Source organism: Streptococcus oralis (assembly GCF_001579175.1).
GTDB classification, from domain to species: Bacteria; Bacillota; Bacilli; order Lactobacillales; family Streptococcaceae; genus Streptococcus; species Streptococcus oralis_O.
Genome location: NZ_KQ970759.1, coordinates 838,332 through 858,457, shown reverse-complemented (window position 1 = coordinate 858,457; position 20,126 = coordinate 838,332). Strand labels below are relative to the sequence as shown.

General features: G+C 37.0%; 17 protein-coding genes and 2 tRNA genes. 14 read left to right on the top strand and 5 right to left on the bottom strand.

Features of this window, described 5'->3' with window-relative positions; genetic code table 11:
• The first annotated feature begins 18 nt into the window (after nucleotides 1–18).
• Together SORDD24_RS04270 and SORDD24_RS04265 are read left to right on the top strand one after the other, a co-directional pair.
• A tRNA-Glu gene (locus SORDD24_RS04270) sits at nucleotides 19–90 on the top strand.
• A 5-nt stretch (nucleotides 91–95) separates the two neighbouring features.
• Nucleotides 96–169: transfer RNA gene (locus tag SORDD24_RS04265), tRNA-Asn, on the top strand.
• Nucleotides 170–206: 37 nt separating this feature from the next.
• Here the strand turns inward: SORDD24_RS04265 and SORDD24_RS04260 are convergent.
• Nucleotides 207–749 carry a TetR/AcrR family transcriptional regulator gene (locus tag SORDD24_RS04260; RefSeq protein ID WP_061407778.1) on the bottom strand — a complete coding sequence of 181 codons (543 nt, stop codon included), beginning with the start codon at nucleotides 747–749 and terminating at the stop codon, nucleotides 207–209.
• A gap of 128 nt (nucleotides 750–877) precedes the next feature.
• On the opposite strand from SORDD24_RS04260, the gene SORDD24_RS04255 reads away from it, so the two are divergent.
• Nucleotides 878–3,532, top strand: a complete 2,655-nt coding sequence (locus SORDD24_RS04255; protein ID WP_061407775.1) for a YhgE/Pip domain-containing protein — start codon at nucleotides 878–880, stop codon at nucleotides 3,530–3,532.
• Nucleotides 3,533–3,553: 21 nt separating this feature from the next.
• Here the strand turns inward: SORDD24_RS04255 and SORDD24_RS04250 are convergent, their stop codons facing one another.
• Both SORDD24_RS04250 and SORDD24_RS04245 read right to left on the bottom strand, forming a co-directional pair.
• Entirely contained in the window at nucleotides 3,554–6,106 is a 2,553-nt protein-coding gene (locus SORDD24_RS04250) for a YfhO family protein (protein WP_061407773.1), read from the bottom strand.
• A 61-nt stretch (nucleotides 6,107–6,167) separates the two neighbouring features.
• Nucleotides 6,168–7,790, bottom strand: a complete 1,623-nt coding sequence (locus SORDD24_RS04245; protein WP_061407771.1) for an ATP-binding cassette domain-containing protein — start codon at nucleotides 7,788–7,790, stop codon at nucleotides 6,168–6,170.
• A gap of 195 nt (nucleotides 7,791–7,985) precedes the next feature.
• On the opposite strand from SORDD24_RS04245, the gene trpS reads away from it, so the two are divergent.
• Together trpS and guaB are read left to right on the top strand one after the other, a co-directional pair.
• Entirely contained in the window at nucleotides 7,986–9,011 is a 1,026-nt protein-coding gene (gene trpS / locus SORDD24_RS04240; RefSeq protein WP_000165461.1) for a tryptophan--tRNA ligase, read from the top strand.
• A gap of 153 nt (nucleotides 9,012–9,164) precedes the next feature.
• Nucleotides 9,165–10,643, top strand: a complete 1,479-nt coding sequence (gene guaB / locus SORDD24_RS04235) for an IMP dehydrogenase (RefSeq protein WP_061407768.1) — start codon at nucleotides 9,165–9,167, stop codon at nucleotides 10,641–10,643.
• 58 nt (nucleotides 10,644–10,701) lie between these two features.
• Here the strand turns inward: guaB and recF are convergent, their stop codons facing one another.
• Complete coding sequence (gene recF / locus SORDD24_RS04230; protein ID WP_061407766.1) at nucleotides 10,702–11,793, bottom strand: DNA replication/repair protein RecF; 1,092 nt, start codon at nucleotides 11,791–11,793, stop codon at nucleotides 10,702–10,704.
• A 2-nt stretch (nucleotides 11,794–11,795) separates the two neighbouring features.
• Entirely contained in the window at nucleotides 11,796–12,164 is a 369-nt protein-coding gene (gene yaaA / locus SORDD24_RS04225; protein ID WP_000455886.1) for a S4 domain-containing protein YaaA, read from the bottom strand.
• 158 nt (nucleotides 12,165–12,322) lie between these two features.
• Between yaaA and yfmF the strand changes: the two genes are divergently transcribed.
• Genes yfmF through mreD form a run of 9 tightly spaced genes read left to right on the top strand, consistent with a single transcriptional unit; the run spans nucleotide 12,323 to nucleotide 20,073 of the window.
• Entirely contained in the window at nucleotides 12,323–13,573 is a 1,251-nt protein-coding gene (gene yfmF / locus SORDD24_RS04220) for an EF-P 5-aminopentanol modification-associated protein YfmF (RefSeq protein ID WP_061407763.1), read from the top strand.
• Nucleotides 13,570–14,853 carry an EF-P 5-aminopentanol modification-associated protein YfmH gene (yfmH, locus tag SORDD24_RS04215; RefSeq protein WP_061407760.1) on the top strand — a complete coding sequence of 428 codons (1,284 nt, stop codon included), beginning with the start codon at nucleotides 13,570–13,572 and terminating at the stop codon, nucleotides 14,851–14,853. The genes yfmF and yfmH overlap by 4 nt, the downstream gene beginning before the upstream one ends.
• A gap of 35 nt (nucleotides 14,854–14,888) precedes the next feature.
• Nucleotides 14,889–15,710, top strand: coding sequence for a cytoskeleton protein RodZ (rodZ, locus tag SORDD24_RS04210; protein WP_061407757.1), 822 nt, complete (start codon nucleotides 14,889–14,891; stop codon nucleotides 15,708–15,710).
• A 10-nt stretch (nucleotides 15,711–15,720) separates the two neighbouring features.
• Nucleotides 15,721–16,266 (top strand): CDP-diacylglycerol--glycerol-3-phosphate 3-phosphatidyltransferase, encoded by a 546-nt coding sequence (gene pgsA / locus SORDD24_RS04205; protein WP_049536489.1) that lies wholly within the window; start codon nucleotides 15,721–15,723, stop codon nucleotides 16,264–16,266.
• Complete coding sequence (locus SORDD24_RS04200; protein ID WP_061407753.1) at nucleotides 16,263–17,090, top strand: energy-coupling factor ABC transporter ATP-binding protein; 828 nt, start codon at nucleotides 16,263–16,265, stop codon at nucleotides 17,088–17,090. The genes pgsA and SORDD24_RS04200 overlap by 4 nt, the downstream gene beginning before the upstream one ends.
• The gene (locus SORDD24_RS04195; RefSeq protein WP_061407751.1) at nucleotides 17,075–17,914 is read left to right on the top strand and encodes an energy-coupling factor transporter ATPase; all 840 of its coding nucleotides are present in this window, start codon (nucleotides 17,075–17,077) and stop codon (nucleotides 17,912–17,914) included. The genes SORDD24_RS04200 and SORDD24_RS04195 overlap by 16 nt, the downstream gene beginning before the upstream one ends.
• Nucleotides 17,907–18,701, top strand: a complete 795-nt coding sequence (locus SORDD24_RS04190; protein ID WP_061407749.1) for an energy-coupling factor transporter transmembrane component T family protein — start codon at nucleotides 17,907–17,909, stop codon at nucleotides 18,699–18,701. Before SORDD24_RS04195 ends, SORDD24_RS04190 begins: the two co-directional genes overlap by 8 nt.
• A 59-nt stretch (nucleotides 18,702–18,760) precedes the next feature.
• Nucleotides 18,761–19,576: a rod shape-determining protein MreC gene (gene mreC / locus SORDD24_RS04185; protein WP_061407746.1), complete on the top strand. Its 816-nt coding sequence runs from the start codon at nucleotides 18,761–18,763 to the stop codon at nucleotides 19,574–19,576.
• Nucleotides 19,577–19,578: 2 nt separating this feature from the next.
• The gene (gene mreD / locus SORDD24_RS04180) at nucleotides 19,579–20,073 is read left to right on the top strand and encodes a rod shape-determining protein MreD (RefSeq protein WP_061407742.1); all 495 of its coding nucleotides are present in this window, start codon (nucleotides 19,579–19,581) and stop codon (nucleotides 20,071–20,073) included.
• Nucleotides 20,074–20,126: the final 53 nt, after the last annotated feature.

The window sequence follows — 20,126 nt, the reverse complement described above, 5'->3', positions numbered from 1 at the left end:
TATCTGCTACAGATAGATGGTCCGTTGGTCAAGGGGTTAAGACACCGCCTTTTCACGGCGGTAACACGGGTTCGAATCCCGTACGGACTATTTTATCCGCCATAGCTCAGTTGGTAGTAGCGCATGACTGTTAATCATGATGTCGTAGGTTCGAGTCCTACTGGCGGAGTCAGATAAAAAGAACATCTGGTGGTGTTCTTTTTTTCTTAGTTTGTATCACCTAACATTTTCATAAGGAAGTCTGTCATTTCTTGCGGACTTTCTTTTTTTCCGTGGGCAATCCACGTCTGGCAAACTCCGAATAGGGCATTTGTTAGATAAATGCTACTGTATTCTAGTTCAATTGGATTGAGTTGTAGTTGCATAAAACGTTTCTGAAGATCAGTACTAAGCATAATATGCAGTTTATTTCTCAAGAAATTTTGGATTTCTTTGGTTCCATTTTCAGAAAGAAGAGCAGCCAGAAGTGGTTCTGATTCTAGATATTCAAATACTTCTAAAATAGCATCTCTTTTATGATGAACATGTTTTTGAAAAATATATTCAAAGGTATGAAAGAGTTTACTTTGGTAGTGCTCAATCATATCATACTTATCCTTGTAGTGAGTGTAAAAGCTGGAACGACTAATTCCGGCTTTTTCAGCTAACTTGACCGTAGAAATTTGATCAAAGGGGTAGTCCGTCAATAATTGAACCATGGCATTTTCGATAATACGTTTTGTTTTTAAGCGTTTGTTACTTTCTTTCATAATTTCTCCTTTTACACAAAAATAGACTATATGTCTAAAAAAATATTTTTTACCTTGTAATTTGGATTTTTTTATGTATAATCTATTATATCAAAATTTTAGACAATATGTTTAAAAAAGGAGGAAATATGTTTAAAGAATGGAAAGCAATATTTAAAAAACCGACCTTTATCATTGTAATGATAGGGATTTCTCTCATTCCAGCTTTATACAACATTATATTTTTATCATCCATGTGGGATCCATATGGTCAATTGTCAGAGTTACCTGTAGCAGTTGTCAATAAAGATAAGGAAGCTTCTTATAATGGACAGACAATGACAATAGGTGAAGACATGGTGTCTAATTTGAAAGAAAATAAGGTTTTAGATTTTCATTTTGTTAATGAAGAGGAAGGGGAAAAAGGCCTAGAAGATGGTGACTACTACATGGTAGTGACTTTACCAAGTGATTTGTCTGAAAAAGCTGCTTCTATCCTAACAAATCATCCTGAACAGATGCAGATTGATTATCAGACTTCAAGTGGGCATAGCTTTATTGCAAGCAAGATGAGTGATTCTGCAATGACACAATTAAAACAAACCGTTTCTACTAATGTAACTGAAACGTATATCAAGGCTTTATTTAAAAAAATGAATGACTTGAAGTCAGGAGTAAATAAGGCAGCTGATGGAAGTGAACAACTGGCTAATGGAGCGAATCAGTTGGTGACGGGAAGTCAAACATTATCTGCAAATCTTAATACTCTAGCAAACTCAAGTGTAACTTTTTCAAATGGAGCAGATCAATTTACAAAAGGTTTATCTAGCTATGTGTCTGCTATAGAGCAATTACATATTGGTTTAGGATCTTTTAATAGTGGTTTACAAAGTTATACAAATGCTGTCTCACAAGTTGACACTGGACTGGGTCAATTAGCGTCAAAAACTCCCGAGTTGGTGACAGGTGTAAATCAACTAAATACAGGTATAAAGTACTACACAGGTGGCGTTTCACAACTGGATACAGGCCTCAATCAATTTTCAGTTGGTGTAAATGCTTATACAAGTAGTGTGAAAGAACTTTCTAATGGAACAAGTCAATTATCCAATCAATCAGCTGCCCTAAGAGATGGAATGGAGCAATTAAATACTGGTATTAAAGAAATTTCAAGTCAATTGGAGTCCTCATCTCAACAAAATGAAGAAATAGCTCAATTGGCAACTAGTCTAGGAGAACTAAATAAAACACTACAAGCTCTTACAATATCAGATAATACTCAACTGAAAAGTACATTGTCAGAAGTTTTGCCAAATCTAACAACTCTTGCACAGGATATTGTGACCAAAAGTCAGACAGAACAAGAAAAAACTCTTGCGAACCTTCAATCAACAGCTACTTATCAATCTCTTACAGAGGAACAAAAGAAAGAACTGACAGAAGCTATTTCTAAAAATTCTAATTCTACTATTGAGTCAGCAAAAACAATTTTAACGACAGTAGGGGGATTAAAAGAAAGTATAGAGAATTCAGAACAACAAGTATCTAATCTATCTGATGTACAGACGAAAGCAAATCAACTCTTACCTGTAGCATCTAGCTCCTTGACATCATTGTCAAATGGATTTACAAAATTACAAACTACTGTAGAGAATCAGTTAGTTCCTGGAAGTCAGTCAATTGAAAAAGGAGTTGTAAACTATACTAAGGGACTGGACACAATTTCTATAGGTGCCAATAAACTAAGTGAAAAGAATGCAAACTTAACAACTAGTCTAGATCAATTAGTTTCTGGATCAAGTAAGTTGACAGAAAATTCATCAACCTTGACAGCTGGAGTAGATGCGTTAGCTGGAAAAGCTCCAGAATTAGTATCAGGTATAGAAAGTTTGTCATCTGGTTCTACTCAATTAAATAATAAGAGTCCAGAGCTAATAGCAGGTCTTGCTAAATTACAATTTGGCTCTGGTCAATTAACAGATAAATCAACACAGTTACTTTCTGCAGCATCTCAACTAGGAAGTGGTGCTATGAAGATTTCAGATGGTACTGGAAAACTAGCAGAAGGTGGAACAAGCTTAACCTCTGGTCTTGAAGATTTACAGACAGGAGTTGGTTCATTAGGACAAGGATTAGGAAATGCTAATAATCAGCTCAAATCAGCATCAACAGAATCTGAAAATGCAGAAACATTATCTGAACCTCTAGTTCTTTCAAAAACAGATAACGACCAAGTTCCTGTAAATGGGATTGCTATGGCTCCTTATATGATATCAGTTGCTCTTTTTGTTGCTGCTATATCTACCAATATGATTTTTGCCAAGTTGCCTTCTGGACGTCATCCAGAGAGTCGTTGGGCTTGGTTGAAGTCTCGATCTGAAATAAATGGCATTATAGCTGTCTTAGCAGGTGTTTTAGTTTATGGCGGTGTCCATCTGATTGGTTTAACTGCTAACCATGAGATGAGAACCTTAATTTTAATTATAATCACAAGTTTAGCTTTTATGTCTATGGTGACAGCTTTAACAACTTGGAATAGCCGTTTAGGAGCATTCTTCTCTCTTATTTTACTATTATTACAGTTAGCATCAAGTGCAGGGACTTATCCACTTGCTTTGACAAATGATTTCTTTAAAGGTATCAATCCATGGTTACCAATGAGTTACTCTGTATCAGGCTTACGACAAACAATCTCTATGACAGGAAATATTCATCACCAAGTGATTTTCCTTATTATAACACTAGCTTTCTTTACTGCTTTAGGTATGCTAGCTTATCAACCTAAGAAAATGGAAGAAGATTAAAAAGATTGACCAAGGAATTGGTCAATCTTTTTCTATCTTAGATAAATTTTGTCTGCGATTATAGATTCCAAAAAGTAGAAGGGCAGTTACTGAGCAGACTGCTCCAATAACAAAACCATTGGGAATAAAGGAAAGTATAATGGTTCCTTTTCCTTTTGGAACATCAACCTTCATAAAACCAGTTTGAGCCTGCTTGATTTCGAGCTTTTTTCCATCTTGGTATGCAGACCAACCTTTGTCATAAGGAATGGTGAAGAAAATAGAGGTATCTTGTTTTACTTCATATGTAGCAAAGACTTTATTTTTAGAGGTGGATACTTCTACAGGTTGTTCTTTAATCTTTTGGATTGCCTCAGTAAGAGCCTGAGTATCTAAACGATAGAAGGTTGGAGATTCAAATGACACCTGAGAATTTCCAGGGAAACTAACACTGATATTGAAATTTTTTTGTTCTTCAGTATAGCCCAAATTAAAGAAGTTAAAAGCATTGTCAGTTGTAAAAGTCTTCTTTTCTCCATTGACAAGTATGTCAATCTTCTTTTGTTTATCATTAGTAAAATGAAGATTTGAAAAAGAGAGATAGACTTGACTATTTTGAGGAACCTCAATTTGATAATCAATCTTTGCATCTTCATTCGCAGAACCTGTGATGCTCGTTAAACCTTCAGAATCATCTGTTTTATCATATGTTATTTGGGAGAAGTAATCTAAGTTGAGATTAGCAAGCTGGTTTATAAATAAAGCCTGATTATCTAGAGTGTGATTATTAAAGTTTACATCTGTGTAAATAGATTGAGTAGCAAAAGCAATGGGGAGGGAAAGTTGATTTTTATATAAGGTTAAATGATCCTTTTGATAAATCTCTTGAAATCCATATTTATCAAGGGGAGTTTCTGAAATATTGTACTGGATTCCAAATAAACTGTCTGCTAAAATACTATTATTTGTATAACGAAGATTGAGGTTAGTTCCAGAGGATTTGAATCCCAGTTTATCTAAACTAGTGCTAGCTGAGCGATTTCGTACAGACGAGAATTGAGAGATTCCATTGTAGTTAAATTTCATACTGTCATTTCCCGTCTGAATTTGCAGTTTTTCAGTACGTGTAAATGGATCGTCAATTTGGTTTAGAATGTATTCCATAGCGGTGATATCTCTATTATAGGCACTACGAGAAGCAAAGGCCCATTCTTTAGCTATTCCTTCCATTTGAGCTGAAGCATTTAGGCTTATCTCAACTGTTATAAATAAAGATAAAAGAATTGCAAATAGATTTACAGAGATAAATTTTCTGATAACTGCAAGGAGTAAAAGAGCATAAACTAGGAGAAATTCAAGGGTGAGTAGGATATTCAAATCTGTTAAAAAAGAATAGTGTGATTTAAAGTATACAGTAGCTAAAAATCCTGTTAATACAAGAAAAAGGGAGACAAATAAATTCCAGAGCTTCAATACTTTCAGACGATTTAAGACCTCTGCTGCAGTATAAATTAACAGAGTAGAAAAAATCCAAGCATAGCGATGTAAAAACATATTTGGGGTATGCATCCCCTGCCAAAATAAATCGAGGGCCTCTATGTAAAAGCTTGTTATTAAAAAAGTGAAAAAAATTGCATAAGTAAGTTTCACGTGAAACCTTATGGATTTTATTGTAAAAAATAGAATGGTCAAAATAAAAGGAAGCAATCCAACAAAAATCATTGGTATAGATCCATACTTAGTTGTATCAAAAGATCCAATGAATTGTTTTGCGAAAATATCCAAATACCAACTACTATCTGTCTTTAATTTTGTGATGGCAGTTAACTTCTCCCCATGAGTTTGTAAATCAAACAATGTAGGAAGAGTCATAATCAAACTAGCCATTCCTGCTAAAAATGAGGTAACAACAAAATCAAGAAAAGATGATTTTCTATTTTTAAAGTCCCATGAAATTTGGCAGAGATACCAGAAAATAAGAAACAATGCTGTCATATATCCAAAATAATAGTTTTGAATAAATAATATTGACAAACTTGTAAAGTATAGCAGGCGCTTCTTTTCCGTTATAAGCATGTGTAAACCAGTTATAATTAAAGGAATCAAGATAAAAACATCTAGCCAGGTTTTTATCTCTAACTGACTGACTGTAAAGCTCATTAGAGCATAGGAAGTAGATAAGGACAGTTTTAAATATTTCGGAATATCTTTAAATAATCTATTTAGACTAAAGAAGGTTGACAGGCCAATCAATCCAAATTTTAAGAGAGTTGTTAGATAAACAGCATCTGGCATATTCGACAGATTAAAAAAGTAAACCAGGGGTGAAAGAAAACTACCCAAGTAATAACTAGATAGAGCATAGAAATTCAGTCCGAGGCCACTTGTAAAGGTGTAAAACAAACTACCATTTCCATGTAGAATATTCCGTAAAGCCACATCAAAAATAACGTATTGGTGGAAACCATCTCCTAATAGTGGGGATGTATCGCTATTCCAGTAAATCCCTTGAGATAGATATACTCCAGACATAATCACTACAGGAATGATGAAAGAAATAAAATAGGTTCGATATGTTTTTAAAAATGATTTCATGTTACCTCGTAGAATGATAGAAAACTCAGTTGGTTAACCCAACTGAGTTTTGAAGTCTTATTTAGTCTTTCCAAAGGTCTTTGACTTTTGCTTGTATTTCTGCATTTTCTAGGAATTCATCATAGGTTTCATCGATACGATCGATGACGCCATTCTTAGACAAAACAATGATATGGTTTGCCAAAGTTTGAATGAACTCGTGGTCATGACTGGCAAAGATGATTGATTCTTTAAAGTTTTTCAATCCATCGTTTAAGCTTGAAATAGATTCCAAGTCCAAGTGATTTGTTGGATCATCAAGTACAAGGACATTTGATTTCAAAAGCATAAGTTTTGAAAGCATGACACGAACTTTTTCTCCCCCTGACAAGACATTTACAGGCTTGTTAACCTCATCACCAGAGAAGAGCATACGACCAAGGAAACCACGTAAGAAGGTATTGTCATCTTCTTCTTTACTTGCAAATTGACGCAACCAGTCAAGGATTGACTCACTCCCTGCAAAATCAGCAGAGTTATCTTTTGGCAAGTAAGAGCGACTGGTAGTAACTCCCCACTTAACCGTTCCTTCATAGTCAATGTCACCCATGATTGCACGAATTAATGCCGTAGTTTGGATGTCATTTTGTCCAATAAGAGCCGTCTTATCACCTGGACGCAAGATAAAGCTGATATTATCTAAAATAGTCTCACCATCAATCTTTACAGTTAGATTTTCTACTGTCAAGAGATCATTACCAATCTCACGCTCTGCTTTAAAGTTGATAAATGGGTATTTACGACTGGATGGAACAATTTCTTCTAGTTCAATCTTGTCAAGCATTTTTTTACGAGACGTTGCTTGTCTTGACTTAGAAGCATTGGCAGAGAATCGAGCAACGAATTCTTGCAATTGCTTAATTTTTTCTTCCGCTTTGGCATTACGGTCTGCTAACAATTTAGCAGCAAGCTCAGAAGATTCCTTCCAGAAGTCATAGTTTCCGACATAGAGTTTGATTTTTCCAAAGTCAAGGTCTGCCATGTGAGTACATACTTTGTTGAGGAAGTGACGGTCATGGGATACAACGATGACAGTGTTATCAAAGTCAATCAAGAAGTCTTCTAGCCATGTAATTGATTGGATATCCAAACCGTTGGTTGGCTCGTCCAAGAGAAGAACATCTGGTTTGCCAAAAAGTGCTTTGGCAAGGAGAACTTTTACTTTTTCACCATTGGCCAATTCGCTCATGTTTTGGTAGTGCAATTCTTCTGGAATATTTAGATTTTGAAGCAGTTGAGATGCTTCACTCTCTGCTTCCCAACCTCCAAGTTCAGCAAACTCACCTTCGAGTTCAGCTGCACGAACACCATCTTCATCAGAAAAATCTTCCTTCATGTAAATAGCATCTTTCTCTTTCATAATGCTATAAAGCTTTTCATTTCCCATGATAACGACATCAATTGCACGTTCATCTTCATAGTCAAAGTGATTTTGACGAAGAACAGAGAGACGTTCATCTGGACCAAGAGAAATGTGACCAGTTGTAGGTTCGATATCTCCAGCTAAAATTTTTAAGAATGTAGACTTCCCAGCACCATTAGCACCAATTAATCCGTATGTATTTCCTTCTGTAAATTTGATGTTGACATCATCAAAAAGTTTGCGATCACTAAAACGTAGTGAAACATCAGATACTGTAAGCAATGTTTTTCTCCTATAATATGTAATACATTTATTCTACTAGAAAAGAGAGAAATATTCAAATTTTTCTTTGTCAATTTTATGTCAACTAAGTTTACAGTTATATTTACAGCGAATCGGCTCTTTGATTTAAATAATTTTCTGTTATTTTAACAAAAAAATGCTATAATTGAAGAGACCATTTCGAAGGAGAAAAAAATGACGAAACCCATTATTTTAACAGGAGACCGTCCAACAGGTAAACTGCATATTGGACATTATGTTGGTAGTCTAAAAAATAGAGTGTTACTACAGGAAGAAGATAAGTATGAGATGTTTGTTTTTTTGGCGGACCAACAAGCATTGACAGATCACGCCAAAGATCCTCAAACCATTGTAGAGTCTATTGGGAATGTTGCCTTGGATTACCTAGCAGTTGGATTGGATCCAAGTAAATCAACTATCTTCATTCAAAGTCAGATTCCAGAGTTGGCTGAGCTGTCTATGTACTATATGAATTTGGTGTCACTAGCTCGTTTGGAGCGTAATCCGACAGTAAAAACAGAGATTGCTCAAAAAGGATTTGGGGAAAGTATTCCGACAGGTTTTTTGGTTTATCCAATCGCTCAGGCAGCAGATATCACAGCCTTTAAGGCTAATTATGTTCCTGTAGGAACAGACCAAAAACCAATGATTGAACAAACTCGTGAGATTGTTCGTTCCTTTAATCATGCTTATAACTGTGATGTTTTGGTGGAACCAGAAGGTATTTACCCAGAAAATGAAAGAGCAGGTCGTCTACCTGGTCTAGATGGAAATGCCAAAATGTCTAAATCCCTCAATAATGGTATTTATCTAGCTGATGATGCTGATACTTTGCGTAAAAAAGTCATGAGTATGTATACAGACCCGGATCATATTCGTGTTGAGGATCCAGGTAAGATTGAAGGAAACATGGTTTTCCATTATCTAGATGTTTTTGGTCGTCCTGAAGATGCTAAAGAAATTGCAGAGATGAAAGAACACTATCAACGTGGTGGTCTTGGTGATGTGAAGACGAAACGCTATCTACTCGAAATACTTGAACGCGAACTTGGTCCTATTCGTGAGCGCCGTATCGAATTTGCTCAGGATATGGGAGAAGTGTATAATATGCTTCAAAAAGGAAGCGAAAAAGCTCGCGAGGTTGCTGGACAAACTCTATCTGAGGTTAAGGAAGCAATGGGACTTCATTATTTTAAATAAGCTTATATATTATAAGAAATTATCTTTTTTCGCACAGGAAAAGATAGTTTTTTTATTTGTCCTTGTATCATTTGACAAATTTTCATAGAATGGTATGATAGATACAATACAAAAAGAGTCAAGCTCAAAAAGAAAGAAAAGAGGAAACTTCGAATGTCTAATTGGGACACTAAATTTTTGAAAAAAGGTTTTACCTTTGATGATGTATTGCTCATTCCAGCTGAGAGTCATGTGTTGCCGAATGATGCAGATTTAACAACAAAATTGGCAGATAATCTGACTTTAAATATCCCAATTATTACAGCCGCAATGGACACAGTCACAGAAAGCCAAATGGCCATTGCCATTGCTCGTGCAGGTGGTCTCGGAGTAATCCATAAAAATATGTCTATTGCGCAACAAGCAGACGAAGTTCGCAAGGTAAAACGTTCTGAAAATGGTGTTATTATTGATCCATTCTTCTTGACTCCAGAACATACCATTGCTGAGGCAGACGAACTGATGGGACGTTACCGTATCAGTGGTGTTCCAGTTGTAGAAACACTTGAAAATCGTAAATTGGTTGGTATTCTAACAAACCGAGATCTTCGCTTTATTTCGGATTACAATCAACCAATCTCAAACCATATGACTAGTGAAAATCTTGTCACTGCTCCTGTGGGTACAGATCTTGCAACAGCTGAACATATTCTTCAAGAACACCGTATTGAAAAACTTCCTTTGGTTGACGAAGAAGGCCGTCTTTCTGGCTTGATTACTATTAAGGATATTGAAAAAGTTATTGAGTTCCCAAATGCTGCCAAAGATGAATTTGGTCGTCTACTAGTTGCTGGTGCGGTGGGTGTCACTTCAGATACATTTGAACGTGCAGAGGCTCTCTTTGAAGCAGGAGCTGATGCAATTGTTATTGATACTGCACATGGTCACTCTGCTGGGGTTTTACGTAAAATTGCTGAAATTCGTGCTCACTTCCCAGATCGCACTTTGATTGCTGGTAATATTGCAACTGCAGAAGGTGCGCGTGCTCTTTATGATGCGGGTGTGGATGTTGTCAAAGTCGGGATTGGACCAGGTTCTATCTGTACTACTCGTGTGATTGCAGGTGTAGGTGTCCCACAAGTGACAGCAATTTATGATGCGGCAGCAGTTGCGCGCGAATATGGAAAAACGATTATTGCTGATGGTGGAATCAAGTATTCTGGAGATATTGTAAAAGCCCTTGCTGCAGGTGGAAATGCAGTTATGCTTGGTTCAATGTTTGCTGGAACAGATGAAGCACCAGGTGAAACTGAAATTTTCCAAGGACGTAAGTTTAAGACTTACCGTGGTATGGGATCAATCGCTGCAATGAAGAAAGGTTCAAGTGATCGTTACTTCCAAGGTTCTATCAATGAAGCAAACAAACTCGTTCCAGAAGGAATTGAAGGTCGTGTTGCCTATAAAGGTGCAGCAGCTGATATTGTCTTTCAAATGATTGGTGGTATTCGCTCTGGTATGGGTTACTGTGGTGCAGCCAACCTTAAAGAATTGCATGACAATGCTCAATTTATTGAAATGTCTGGAGCTGGTTTGAAAGAAAGCCATCCTCATGATGTACAAATCACTAATGAGGCACCAAACTACTCTATGTAAGAAACAAAAAAGAACTCCTGAATTTCAGGAGTTCTTTTTGTTTACAAAGGTGTCAATTTTAATTTACAGATATTTTACCGTTTTGGATGTTGAAAATGCTAAGATTTTCTGGCAAGTTTTGTAAGTGATCTAAACTTGTTGTTGTGATGAAGGTCTGGATAGATTGTGAAATAGTTTCTAGTAATTTTAGTTGTCGTGTGTTGTCAAGTTCGCTCATAACATCGTCAAGCAAGAGTATTGGAGACTCGTTAGTAATGCTTTCCATTAGTTCAATCTCTGCTAGTTTGATAGAAAGCACAAGACTACGATGTTGCCCTTGACTTCCAAAACTAGCATCCATACCGTTGATATAGAAAGCAATGTCATCTCGATGAGGGCCAACACCAGTATTCTTTTTAAATAAATCTCTTGATCTACTTTTTTCTAAAGCCAATTTAAAAGAATCCATTAAGACTTCTTCATTAGTGAAGTTGACAGTTGATTGATAAGATATTGACAACTCTTCTGACTGATTTGAAATTTCTAAGTGTTTTTTTTCACCAAATTTCTCTAAGTCTTTGATGAATTTTATCCGATGTTTTATGACGCGACAACCATACTCTACTAATTGATCATCTAAGACCGACAGAAATGTTTCGTCAATCTTTTGACTGGATTTTAGGTAAGTGTTTCTTTGCTTGAGTATATGGTTATAGTTTGACAAGTCTGACAAGTAGATTGGTTTAATTTGTCCCAGTTCGATGTCTATAAACTTTCGACGAACGGAGGGCGCTCCTTTAATTAACTGGAGATCTTCAGGTGCGAAGAGAACCACATTCATATGTCCGATGTAGTCTGAGAGGCGAGCTTGCTTTAAGTGATTGACTTTAGTCACACGCCCTTTTGGTGTTAAATCAATTTCTAGAGGGATAGAGCCTGTTTTTTTCTGAATCAAGCCAGAAAGATGGAGTTGTTCTTCATCAAAATGAATGAGATTTTTATCTGTCCGAGTCCGATGGCTACGTGTTAAGGCCAAGAAATAGATTGCTTCTAGAATGTTGGTCTTTCCTTGTGCATTTTGACCTAAAAAGACGTTTAATTTTGGATTGAAATCAATTTTCGTCTCTTTGTAGTTTCGAAAGGTTTTTATTGTTAAATGTTGGAGCCACATGATTATCTTCCTGGAAAACGTGGAGCTTGTTTGGTTTTAGGTGATAAAGCAGTTTTTTGTTTTTCTTTCTTTACACCCTTGTTCATCTCTTTGACAAGTTTAGCAATCCGCTCTTTTTCAATCTTATCTGCTTGGTATTCTTCTTGCTCTTTTAAACTTGGTTGTGTCAAGGTGATGTCAATCTTTAAATCAGGGATGTCAATCGCATCTCCAACACGAATTTTTTTCCCACGTCTAGTTTCTAATTCACCATTAAAGTAAACTTGATGTTCCATCAAAAAGGATTTAATAGCACCACCGCTTTGTATAATTCCAAGCTCTTTTAGGAGGGCTTGGAGCGTAATAAATTCTTCAAATAATTTGTATTCCATAATTCACCTCAATCTAAGGTATTATACCATATTTCTTAGAATTAAGTGAGCGAAATCACTGAAAATGAAAACGATTTTTATTTTAAAAGCGGTAAAGAGAATAAGAAATATTTTCCTTTTCGTGATATAATAGAACTCTATATGTAAGGAGGTAAGGTATGGAGTTAGTGCCTGGAATTTCAGCACATTTTGTTCAATCCAAAAAGTTTAAAACAAATAAAATCACTGTTCGTTTTACTACTCCCTTATCTCTTGAGACAGTAACAGGACGCATGTTAAGTGCGAGTATGTTGGAGACTGCCAATAAAGCTTACCCAACTTCCCAAGCTTTTCGTAGATATTTAGCAAGTTTGTACGGAGCAGATATTTCTACGAGTGCTTATCGTAGAGGACAGGCACATATTCTTGACTTAACCTTTACCTATGTACGAGATGATTTTTTAAGTAAAAAGAATGTCTTGACTTCTCGAATTTTGGAATTGGTGAAACAGACTTTATTTGCTCCCTTAGCTCAAGATGGTGCTTTTGAGCCAGCCTTATTTGAAATTGAAAGAAAACAGTTATTGGCTAGCTTAGCTACTGATATGGATGATTCATTTTATTTTGCTCATAAGGAGTTAGACAGCTTGTTCTTCCATGATGAGCGTCTTCAATTGAGATACAGTGATTTACGAAATAGCATTTCAAATGAGTCTCCGGAAAGTAGCTACACTTGCTTTCAAGATGCTCTGAAAAATGATCGGATTGATTTCTTTTTCTTAGGTGATTTTAATGAAGTAGAAATTACAGAATCGCTGAAGTCATTGCCCTTTACAGCTAGAAAGAGCGATGTTGCCATCCAGTACAATCAGTCTTATTCGAATGTTTTACAAGAAGGAATGGTTCAGAGAAATGTTGGACAATCTATTTTGGAAATGGGTTATCATTCTCCAGTAAAATATGATGATGATCAGCATCTGCCTATGCTTGTTATGAATGGTTTGTTGGGGGAATTTGCACATTCGAAACTCTTTACAAACGTTCGTGAGAATGCTGGGATAGCCTATACGGTCTCTAGTCAGTTGGATCTGTTTAGTGGCTTGTTAAGAATGTATGCAGGTATCGATAGAGGAAATCGGAATCAAGCTAGAAAAATGATGAATCATCAGTTGATGGATTTGAAAAAGGGCAACTTTACAGATTTTGAGCTTAATCAAACCAAGGAGATGATTCGAAGATCTTTATTGATTACTCAAGATAGTCAACATACTCTGGTTGAAAGAGTCTATTTAGCTGCACTATTTGGAAAAGCGACTTTTGACATTGACCAGTTGTTGGAAAAGTTAGAGAGTGTCGATAAAGAAGCTGTATGTAAAGCTGCCAACAGTTTGAAATTACAAGCGATTTACTTTATGGAAGGAGTAGAATGACAAGGGTTACTTTTGAAGAGAAATACTATTCTGCTGTAAAGGAAAGAGTGTACAAAGCACAATTGTCAAATGGATTGACAGTTTCTTTACTCCCTAAGCAAGATTTCAATGAGGTTTACGGGGTTGTAACGGTTCAATTTGGCTCTGTAGATGCAACTTATACCAGTTTGGAAAAAGGTTTACGTCATCATCCAGCAGGAATTGCCCATTTTCTTGAACATAAATTGTTTGAACGAGAAAACTCTAAGGATATAATGGCTGCTTTTACTCGATTAGGCGCAGACAGCAATGCCTTTACAAGCTTTACCAAGACTAGCTATCTTTTTTCAACAATTGACCATTTATTAGATAATTTAGATTTGTTTGATGAGTTAGTTGGAGATGCTCATTTTACAGAAGAGTCTGTTTTGAGGGAACAAGATATTATCCAGCAAGAACGAGAAATGTATCAAGATGATCCAGATTCGCGTTTGTTTTTTGCAACATTGGCCAATCTTTATCCTGGTACTCCTTTAGCAACAGATATCGTAGGGAGTGAAAAATCAATTTCTGAGATTCAAGTTTCAAATTTAAAAGAAAACTTTACAGACTTTTACAATCCTGTCAACATTTCTCTGTTTTTAGTTGGAAATATTGATGTGGAGCTCATTGAGGAATACTTTTCGAAAAAGGGAAATAAGATTTTAGAGCAGTTTACAGTTTTAAAAGAGCAACTACCTTTGCAAGCTGTAAAGCAAACAGATAGTCTTCGGATGGAAGTTTCGTTACCAAAACTTGCTGTTGCTATTAGAGGAACTGGTCAAATAACGGAAGAGGAGTCTTATCGTTACAACATTTTATTGAAATTGCTATTTACGATGATGTTTGGCTGGACCTCGGATCGTTTTCAAAGATTATACGAGACAGGGAAGTTAGATGCTTCATTGTCACTAGAGGTTGAGGTAAATAGTCGCTTTCATTTTGTAATATTGACGATGGATACTAAAGAACCTGTCTCTTTGTCGCACCAGTTTCGGAAAGCGATTCGTCAGTTTAGTAATGATGCGGATATTACCGAGGAACATTTAGATCTTGTTAAGAGTGAGATGTTTGGGGAGTTTTTCAGTAGCATGAACTCTTTGGAATTTATTGCAACTCAATACGATCCGATGGATCGCGGAGAAACAATTTTTGATTTTCCGAAAATTTTACAGGAAATTACTTTGGAGGATGTTCTAGAAGCTGGACATCGTTTGATTGATAATGGTGATCTAGTTGATTTTACAATCTTTCCAGCTTAAAAGATGACTAATACTAGAAAGAAGGAATGGTACGTATGAGAAAAAAAACAATTGGCGAGGTTCTACGTTTAGCTAGAATTAACCAGGGATTGAGTCTGGAAGAATTACAGGAAAAAACTGAAATTCAGTTGAACTTTCTAGAAGCTATGGAGGCAGATGATTTTGATCAACTTCCTAGTACCTTCTATGCTCGTTCTTTTTTAAGAAAATATGCCTGGGCAGTAGAGTTGGATGAGAGAATTGTCTTGGATGCCTATGATTCGGGTAGTATGATTACTTATGAAGAGGTCGATGTTGATGAAGAAGACTTGTCTGGTCGCAGACGATCAAATAAGAAAAAAACGTCTTATCTCCCCTTGTTTTATTTCGTTCTATTTGCTTTGTCGATTTTAATTTTTGTGACTTACTATGTCTGGAACTACATCCAAACTCAGCCAAGTCTTTCTTCTGCAAATTATAGTGTTGTTAGCTCAACTAGTTCCACAACCTCAACTAGTTCATCTTCTAGTAGTCAGACGTCTAGCTCATCTTCTACTACGGAATCAACTATTACGGTGTCAGGCGAAGGAAACCGCATTGAAGCTCTCTATAAAACGAGTAAGGAAACAGCTGCGGTTCAGCTAACAGTTTCAGATGAAACTAGCTGGATTAGTGTTTCAGGGAGTGACCTTGAAGGTGGTGTGACCTTGTCATCAGACAATAAAAACGCAAAAACAACAGTTTCGACGAAAGAACCTGTGACGATTACTTTGGGTGTAGTGAAGGGAGTTACTTTAACTGTGGACAATCAAACAATCGATACCTCGAAGCTGACAACTCAGACTGGAACTGTAACACTTACATTCACTACAGATTAAGGAAAAACCAATGAAAAAAGAACAAATCCCTAATGTATTAACAATTGGTAGAATTCTCTTTATACCTCTCTTTATTCTTATTTTGACTTTGGATCATTCACAAGGCAGTCACCTGTTGGCAGCGATTATCTTTGCAGTTGCTAGTGTGACAGATTATCTTGATGGTTACCTTGCTCGTAAATGGAATGTGGTTAGCAACTTTGGAAAGTTTGCAGATCCAATGGCGGATAAGTTGTTGGTTATGTCAGCTTTTATCATGTTGATTGAGTTGGGTATGGCTCCAGCTTGGGTTGTTGCTATTATCATCTGTCGTGAACTCGCTGTGACAGGCCTTCGTCTGTTGCTCGTTGAGACGGGAGGAACGGTTCTGGCGGCAGCGATGCCTGGGAAAATCAAGACCTTTAGTCAAATGTTTGCCATTATCTTTTTGCTCTTACATTGGAATTTAATTGGGCAACTGTTGCTTTATATCGCTTTGTTTTTCACTATCTACTCTGGTTATGATTATTTCAAGGGTAGCGCTCATCTATTCAAAGGGACATTTGGTTCGAAATGAAATTGATTATTGAAGTAAAAGATCTGTCTTTTCGTTATAAGGAAGACCAGGATCATTATGACGTTAATAACGTCTCGTTTCACGTGAAACGGGGAGAATGGCTTTCGATTGTAGGTCATAACGGGAGTGGGAAATCGACAACTATCCGTTTGATTGATGGATTGCTTGAAGCAGAGTCTGGGAAAATCTGGATAGATGGGCAATTGCTGTCCTCTGAGAATGTTTGGGATTTACGCCGTCAAATTGGTATGGTTTTTCAAAATCCAGATAACCAATTTGTGGGGGCGACTGTTGAAGATGATGTTGCCTTTGGTCTAGAAAATCAGGGACTTCCTCGTGAAGAAATGAAGAAGAGAGTGGCTGAATCTTTGGAGTTAGTAGGTATGCTAGACTTTAAGAAGAGAGAACCAGCCCGCTTATCGGGTGGACAAAAACAACGGGTGGCCATTGCAGGAGTTGTTGCCTTGAGACCTGCTATTTTGATTCTGGACGAGGCTACAAGTATGTTGGATCCCGAGGGGCGCAGAGAACTGATTCAGACAGTTCAAGAGATTCGAAAAGACTATCAGATGACAGTTGTCTCCATTACGCATGACTTGGAAGAAGTTGCGATGAGTGACCGTGTCCTGGTCATGAAAAAAGGCCAAGTGGAGTCAACCAGTAGCCCAAGAGAACTTTTTTCTCGGGATGACCTTGACCAGATAGGCTTAGATGATCCCTTTACTAATCAATTGAGAGAATCTTTGAGAGAGACAGGCTATCAGTTGCAGGATGGCTATTTGACAGAAGGAGAGCTAGAGGACAAGTTATGGGAATTACTCTAGAAAATGTGAGCTTTACCTATCAAGAGGGGACTCCCCTATCTTCATCAGCCTTGACTGATGTTTCCTTGACGATTGAGGACGGCTCCTATACAGCTTTGATAGGACATACAGGTAGTGGGAAATCGACGATCTTACAGCTTTTAAATGGCCTATTGCTTCCAAGTAAGGGTTCTGTTCGAGTTTTCGAAACCGTCATTACTCCTACATCAACAAATAAAGAAATTCGACAGATTCGAAAGCAAGTCGGTCTAGTGTTTCAATTTGCTGAAAATCAGATTTTCGAAGAAACTGTTTTGAAAGATGTTGCGTTTGGACCACAAAATTTTGGAGTTTCTGAGGAAGAAGCACAGGAAATTGCGCGTGAAAAGTTAGCCTTGGTGGGCATTGATGAGTCACTCTTTGAGAGGAGTCCATTTGAACTTTCGGGTGGTCAGATGAGACGTGTGGCCATTGCAGGGATACTAGCCATGGAGCCTACTGTCTTGGTTTTGGATGAGCCAACAGCAGGGCTAGATCCTCTGGGCAGAAAAGAATTGATGACCCTGTTTAAAAAACTTCATCTTTCTGGAATGACAATCGTCCTGGTAACGCATTTGATGGATGATGTAGCTACGTATGCTGATCAGGTCTATGTTATGGAAAAGGGGAGTTTGGTCAAAAGTGGCAAACCAAGTGATGTTTTCCAAGATGTAGTCTCTATGGAAAAAGTACAGTTAGGTGTGCCTAAAATCACAGCCTTTTGTAAACGTTTGGCAGATAGAGGTGTAGCTTTTAAAAAACTGCCAATCAAGATAGAGGAGTTTAAGGAGTCGCTAAATGGATAGTATGATTTTAGGGCGTTATATACCAGGAGATTCCATCATTCATCGCTTGGATCCCCGTAGTAAATTGTTCGCTATGATCCTGTTGATTTTGATTGTATTTTGGGCCAATAATCCCCTCGCCAATCTCATTCTTTTTGTAGCAACAGGTATATTTATCGCTTTGTCGGGCGTTTCCCTATCATTTTTTGTCCAGGGATTAAAATCCATGTTTTTCTTGATTGCTTTTACGACTCTATTTCAACTCTTTTTCATTTCAAGTGGAAATGTCTTATTTGAGTTTTCTTTTATAAGAATAACGGATTATGCTTTGCAACAAGCTGGGATTATTTTCTGTCGTTTTGTGTTGATTATTTTCTTTTCAACTTTGCTAACGTTAACGACCATGCCTTTGAGTCTGGCAGCTGCAGTTGAATCTCTCTTAGCGCCTCTGAAACGCGTGAAAGTTCCCGTTCATGAAATTGGCCTCATGTTATCAATGAGTTTGCGTTTTGTTCCAACCTTGATGGATGACACGACGAGAATTATGAATGCTCAGAAGGCTCGTGGAGTTGACTTTGGCGAAGGTAGTATCGTTCAAAAAGTAAAGGCTATGATTCCGATTTTAATTCCTCTTTTTGCGACGAGCTTAAAGCGTGCAGATTCATTGGCAATAGCCATGGAAGCGCGTGGTTATCAGGGAGGAAAGGGTAGAAGCCAGTATAGACAGTTGAGATGGTGTCAAAAGGATACATTGGCGATTCTTGTGATTCTGGTGCTGGGATGTCTCTTATTTTTCTTAAAATCTTAGTGGATTTTTAAGATTGATAAAAAATCACAGTAGTAGATCTTTAGTAAAAAGGTAGGAATATGAACCGTTTTAAAAAATCAAAATATCTAATCATCGTTTTTGTCACAGTTCTGGCAGTTTCTGTACTATTAGTGACAACCTATTCAAGTGCTATTGTGACAAAACTAGGAGATGGCATTTCCTTAGTGGATAGAATTGTTCAAAAACCATTTCAGTGGTTTGATGCTTTCAAATCGGATTTGGGTCATTTGACGCAGACTTACAATGAAAACGAAAGTCTAAAAAAACAACTCTATCAATTAGAGGTGGATTCTAATCAATCAGAACGTTTAAAATCTGAGAATGAACAACTACGTCAGCTTCTAGAGATGAAGTCAAAATTACAGGCTACAAAAACCTTAGCAGCAGATGTGATTATGCGAGCTCCAGTGTCTTGGAAGCAAGAGTTGACAATTGATGTGGGAAGTTCAAAAGGAGTTTCTGAAAACATGTTGGCCATTGCAAACGGTGGCTTGATTGGTAGTGTTTCAAAAGTAGAGGAGCATTCAACAACGGTCAACTTATTGACAAACACTGAAAATTCCGACAAAATTTCCGTTAAAATCCTGCATGGTTCTACTGAAATTTATGGAATCATCGTTGGTTATGACAAGGAAACCGAACTGCTTAAAATTAGTCAATTAAATAGTAATAGCGACATTAGCGCGGGAGATAAGGTGACGACAGGGGGGCTCGGAAACTTTAATGTTAAGGATATTCCTGTTGGCGAGGTTGTTGCCACATCGCACAGCAGTGATTATCTAACGCGAGAGGTAACAGTAAAGTTGAGTGCTGACACCAAAGATCTTCATGTGGTAGAGTTAGTGGGGAATTAGCAATGAGACTGTTTAAACAAGTTGGTATTTTCTTTTTACTCCCTGTTGTCATTCTAATTGATGCGCATATTGGTCAATTGGTGGGATCCTTCTTCCCCCACTTTCATTTGGCCAGTCATTTTCTTTTCTTGTTTCTCTTATTTGAGACAATCGAGGTGTCAGAGTATCTTTATCTAGCCTATTGTTGTATAGTGGGTTTGGTTTACGATATTTATTTTTTCCACTTGATTGGAATTGCCACGCTTTTGTTTATCGTGATTGGTGCTTCGCTCCACAAGTTTAACAGCGTGATTCTGACGAATCGTTGGACAAGGATGTTGACCATTATTGTAATTAGTTTTCTGTTTGATATGGGGAGTTATCTTCTGGCTCTTGCTATGGGATTGACGGTAGATTCTATGCCAGTTTTCATTGTCTATAGCCTTGTCCCATCAATGATTCTGAACTTCTTATGGATGGTGATTTTCCAATACATTTTTGAAAAATGTTATCTATGAGAAAGAAATATAAATGTAACAAAGGCGTAATATTTATTATGTCTTTTTTTGGT

Bases quoted from the DNA above. Each gene is read 5' to 3' on its own strand.
- SORDD24_RS04260 (WP_061407778.1), bottom strand. From the start codon at position 749: ATGAAAGAAAGTAACAAACGCTTAAAAACAAAACGTATTATCGAAAAT.
- SORDD24_RS04255 (WP_061407775.1), top strand. From the start codon at position 878: ATGTTTAAAGAATGGAAAGCAATATTTAAAAAACCGACCTTTATCATT.
- SORDD24_RS04250 (WP_061407773.1), bottom strand. From the start codon at position 6,106: ATGAAATCATTTTTAAAAACATATCGAACCTATTTTATTTCTTTCATC.
- trpS (WP_000165461.1), top strand. From the start codon at position 7,986: ATGACGAAACCCATTATTTTAACAGGAGACCGTCCAACAGGTAAACTG.
- guaB (WP_061407768.1), top strand. From the start codon at position 9,165: ATGTCTAATTGGGACACTAAATTTTTGAAAAAAGGTTTTACCTTTGAT.
- recF (WP_061407766.1), bottom strand. From the start codon at position 11,793: ATGTGGCTCCAACATTTAACAATAAAAACCTTTCGAAACTACAAAGAG.
- yaaA (WP_000455886.1), bottom strand. From the start codon at position 12,164: ATGGAATACAAATTATTTGAAGAATTTATTACGCTCCAAGCCCTCCTA.
- yfmF (WP_061407763.1), top strand. From the start codon at position 12,323: ATGGAGTTAGTGCCTGGAATTTCAGCACATTTTGTTCAATCCAAAAAG.
- yfmH (WP_061407760.1), top strand. From the start codon at position 13,570: ATGACAAGGGTTACTTTTGAAGAGAAATACTATTCTGCTGTAAAGGAA.
- rodZ (WP_061407757.1), top strand. From the start codon at position 14,889: ATGAGAAAAAAAACAATTGGCGAGGTTCTACGTTTAGCTAGAATTAAC.
- pgsA (WP_049536489.1), top strand. From the start codon at position 15,721: ATGAAAAAAGAACAAATCCCTAATGTATTAACAATTGGTAGAATTCTC.
- SORDD24_RS04200 (WP_061407753.1), top strand. From the start codon at position 16,263: ATGAAATTGATTATTGAAGTAAAAGATCTGTCTTTTCGTTATAAGGAA.
- SORDD24_RS04195 (WP_061407751.1), top strand. From the start codon at position 17,075: ATGGGAATTACTCTAGAAAATGTGAGCTTTACCTATCAAGAGGGGACT.
- SORDD24_RS04190 (WP_061407749.1), top strand. From the start codon at position 17,907: ATGGATAGTATGATTTTAGGGCGTTATATACCAGGAGATTCCATCATT.
- mreC (WP_061407746.1), top strand. From the start codon at position 18,761: ATGAACCGTTTTAAAAAATCAAAATATCTAATCATCGTTTTTGTCACA.
- mreD (WP_061407742.1), top strand. From the start codon at position 19,579: ATGAGACTGTTTAAACAAGTTGGTATTTTCTTTTTACTCCCTGTTGTC.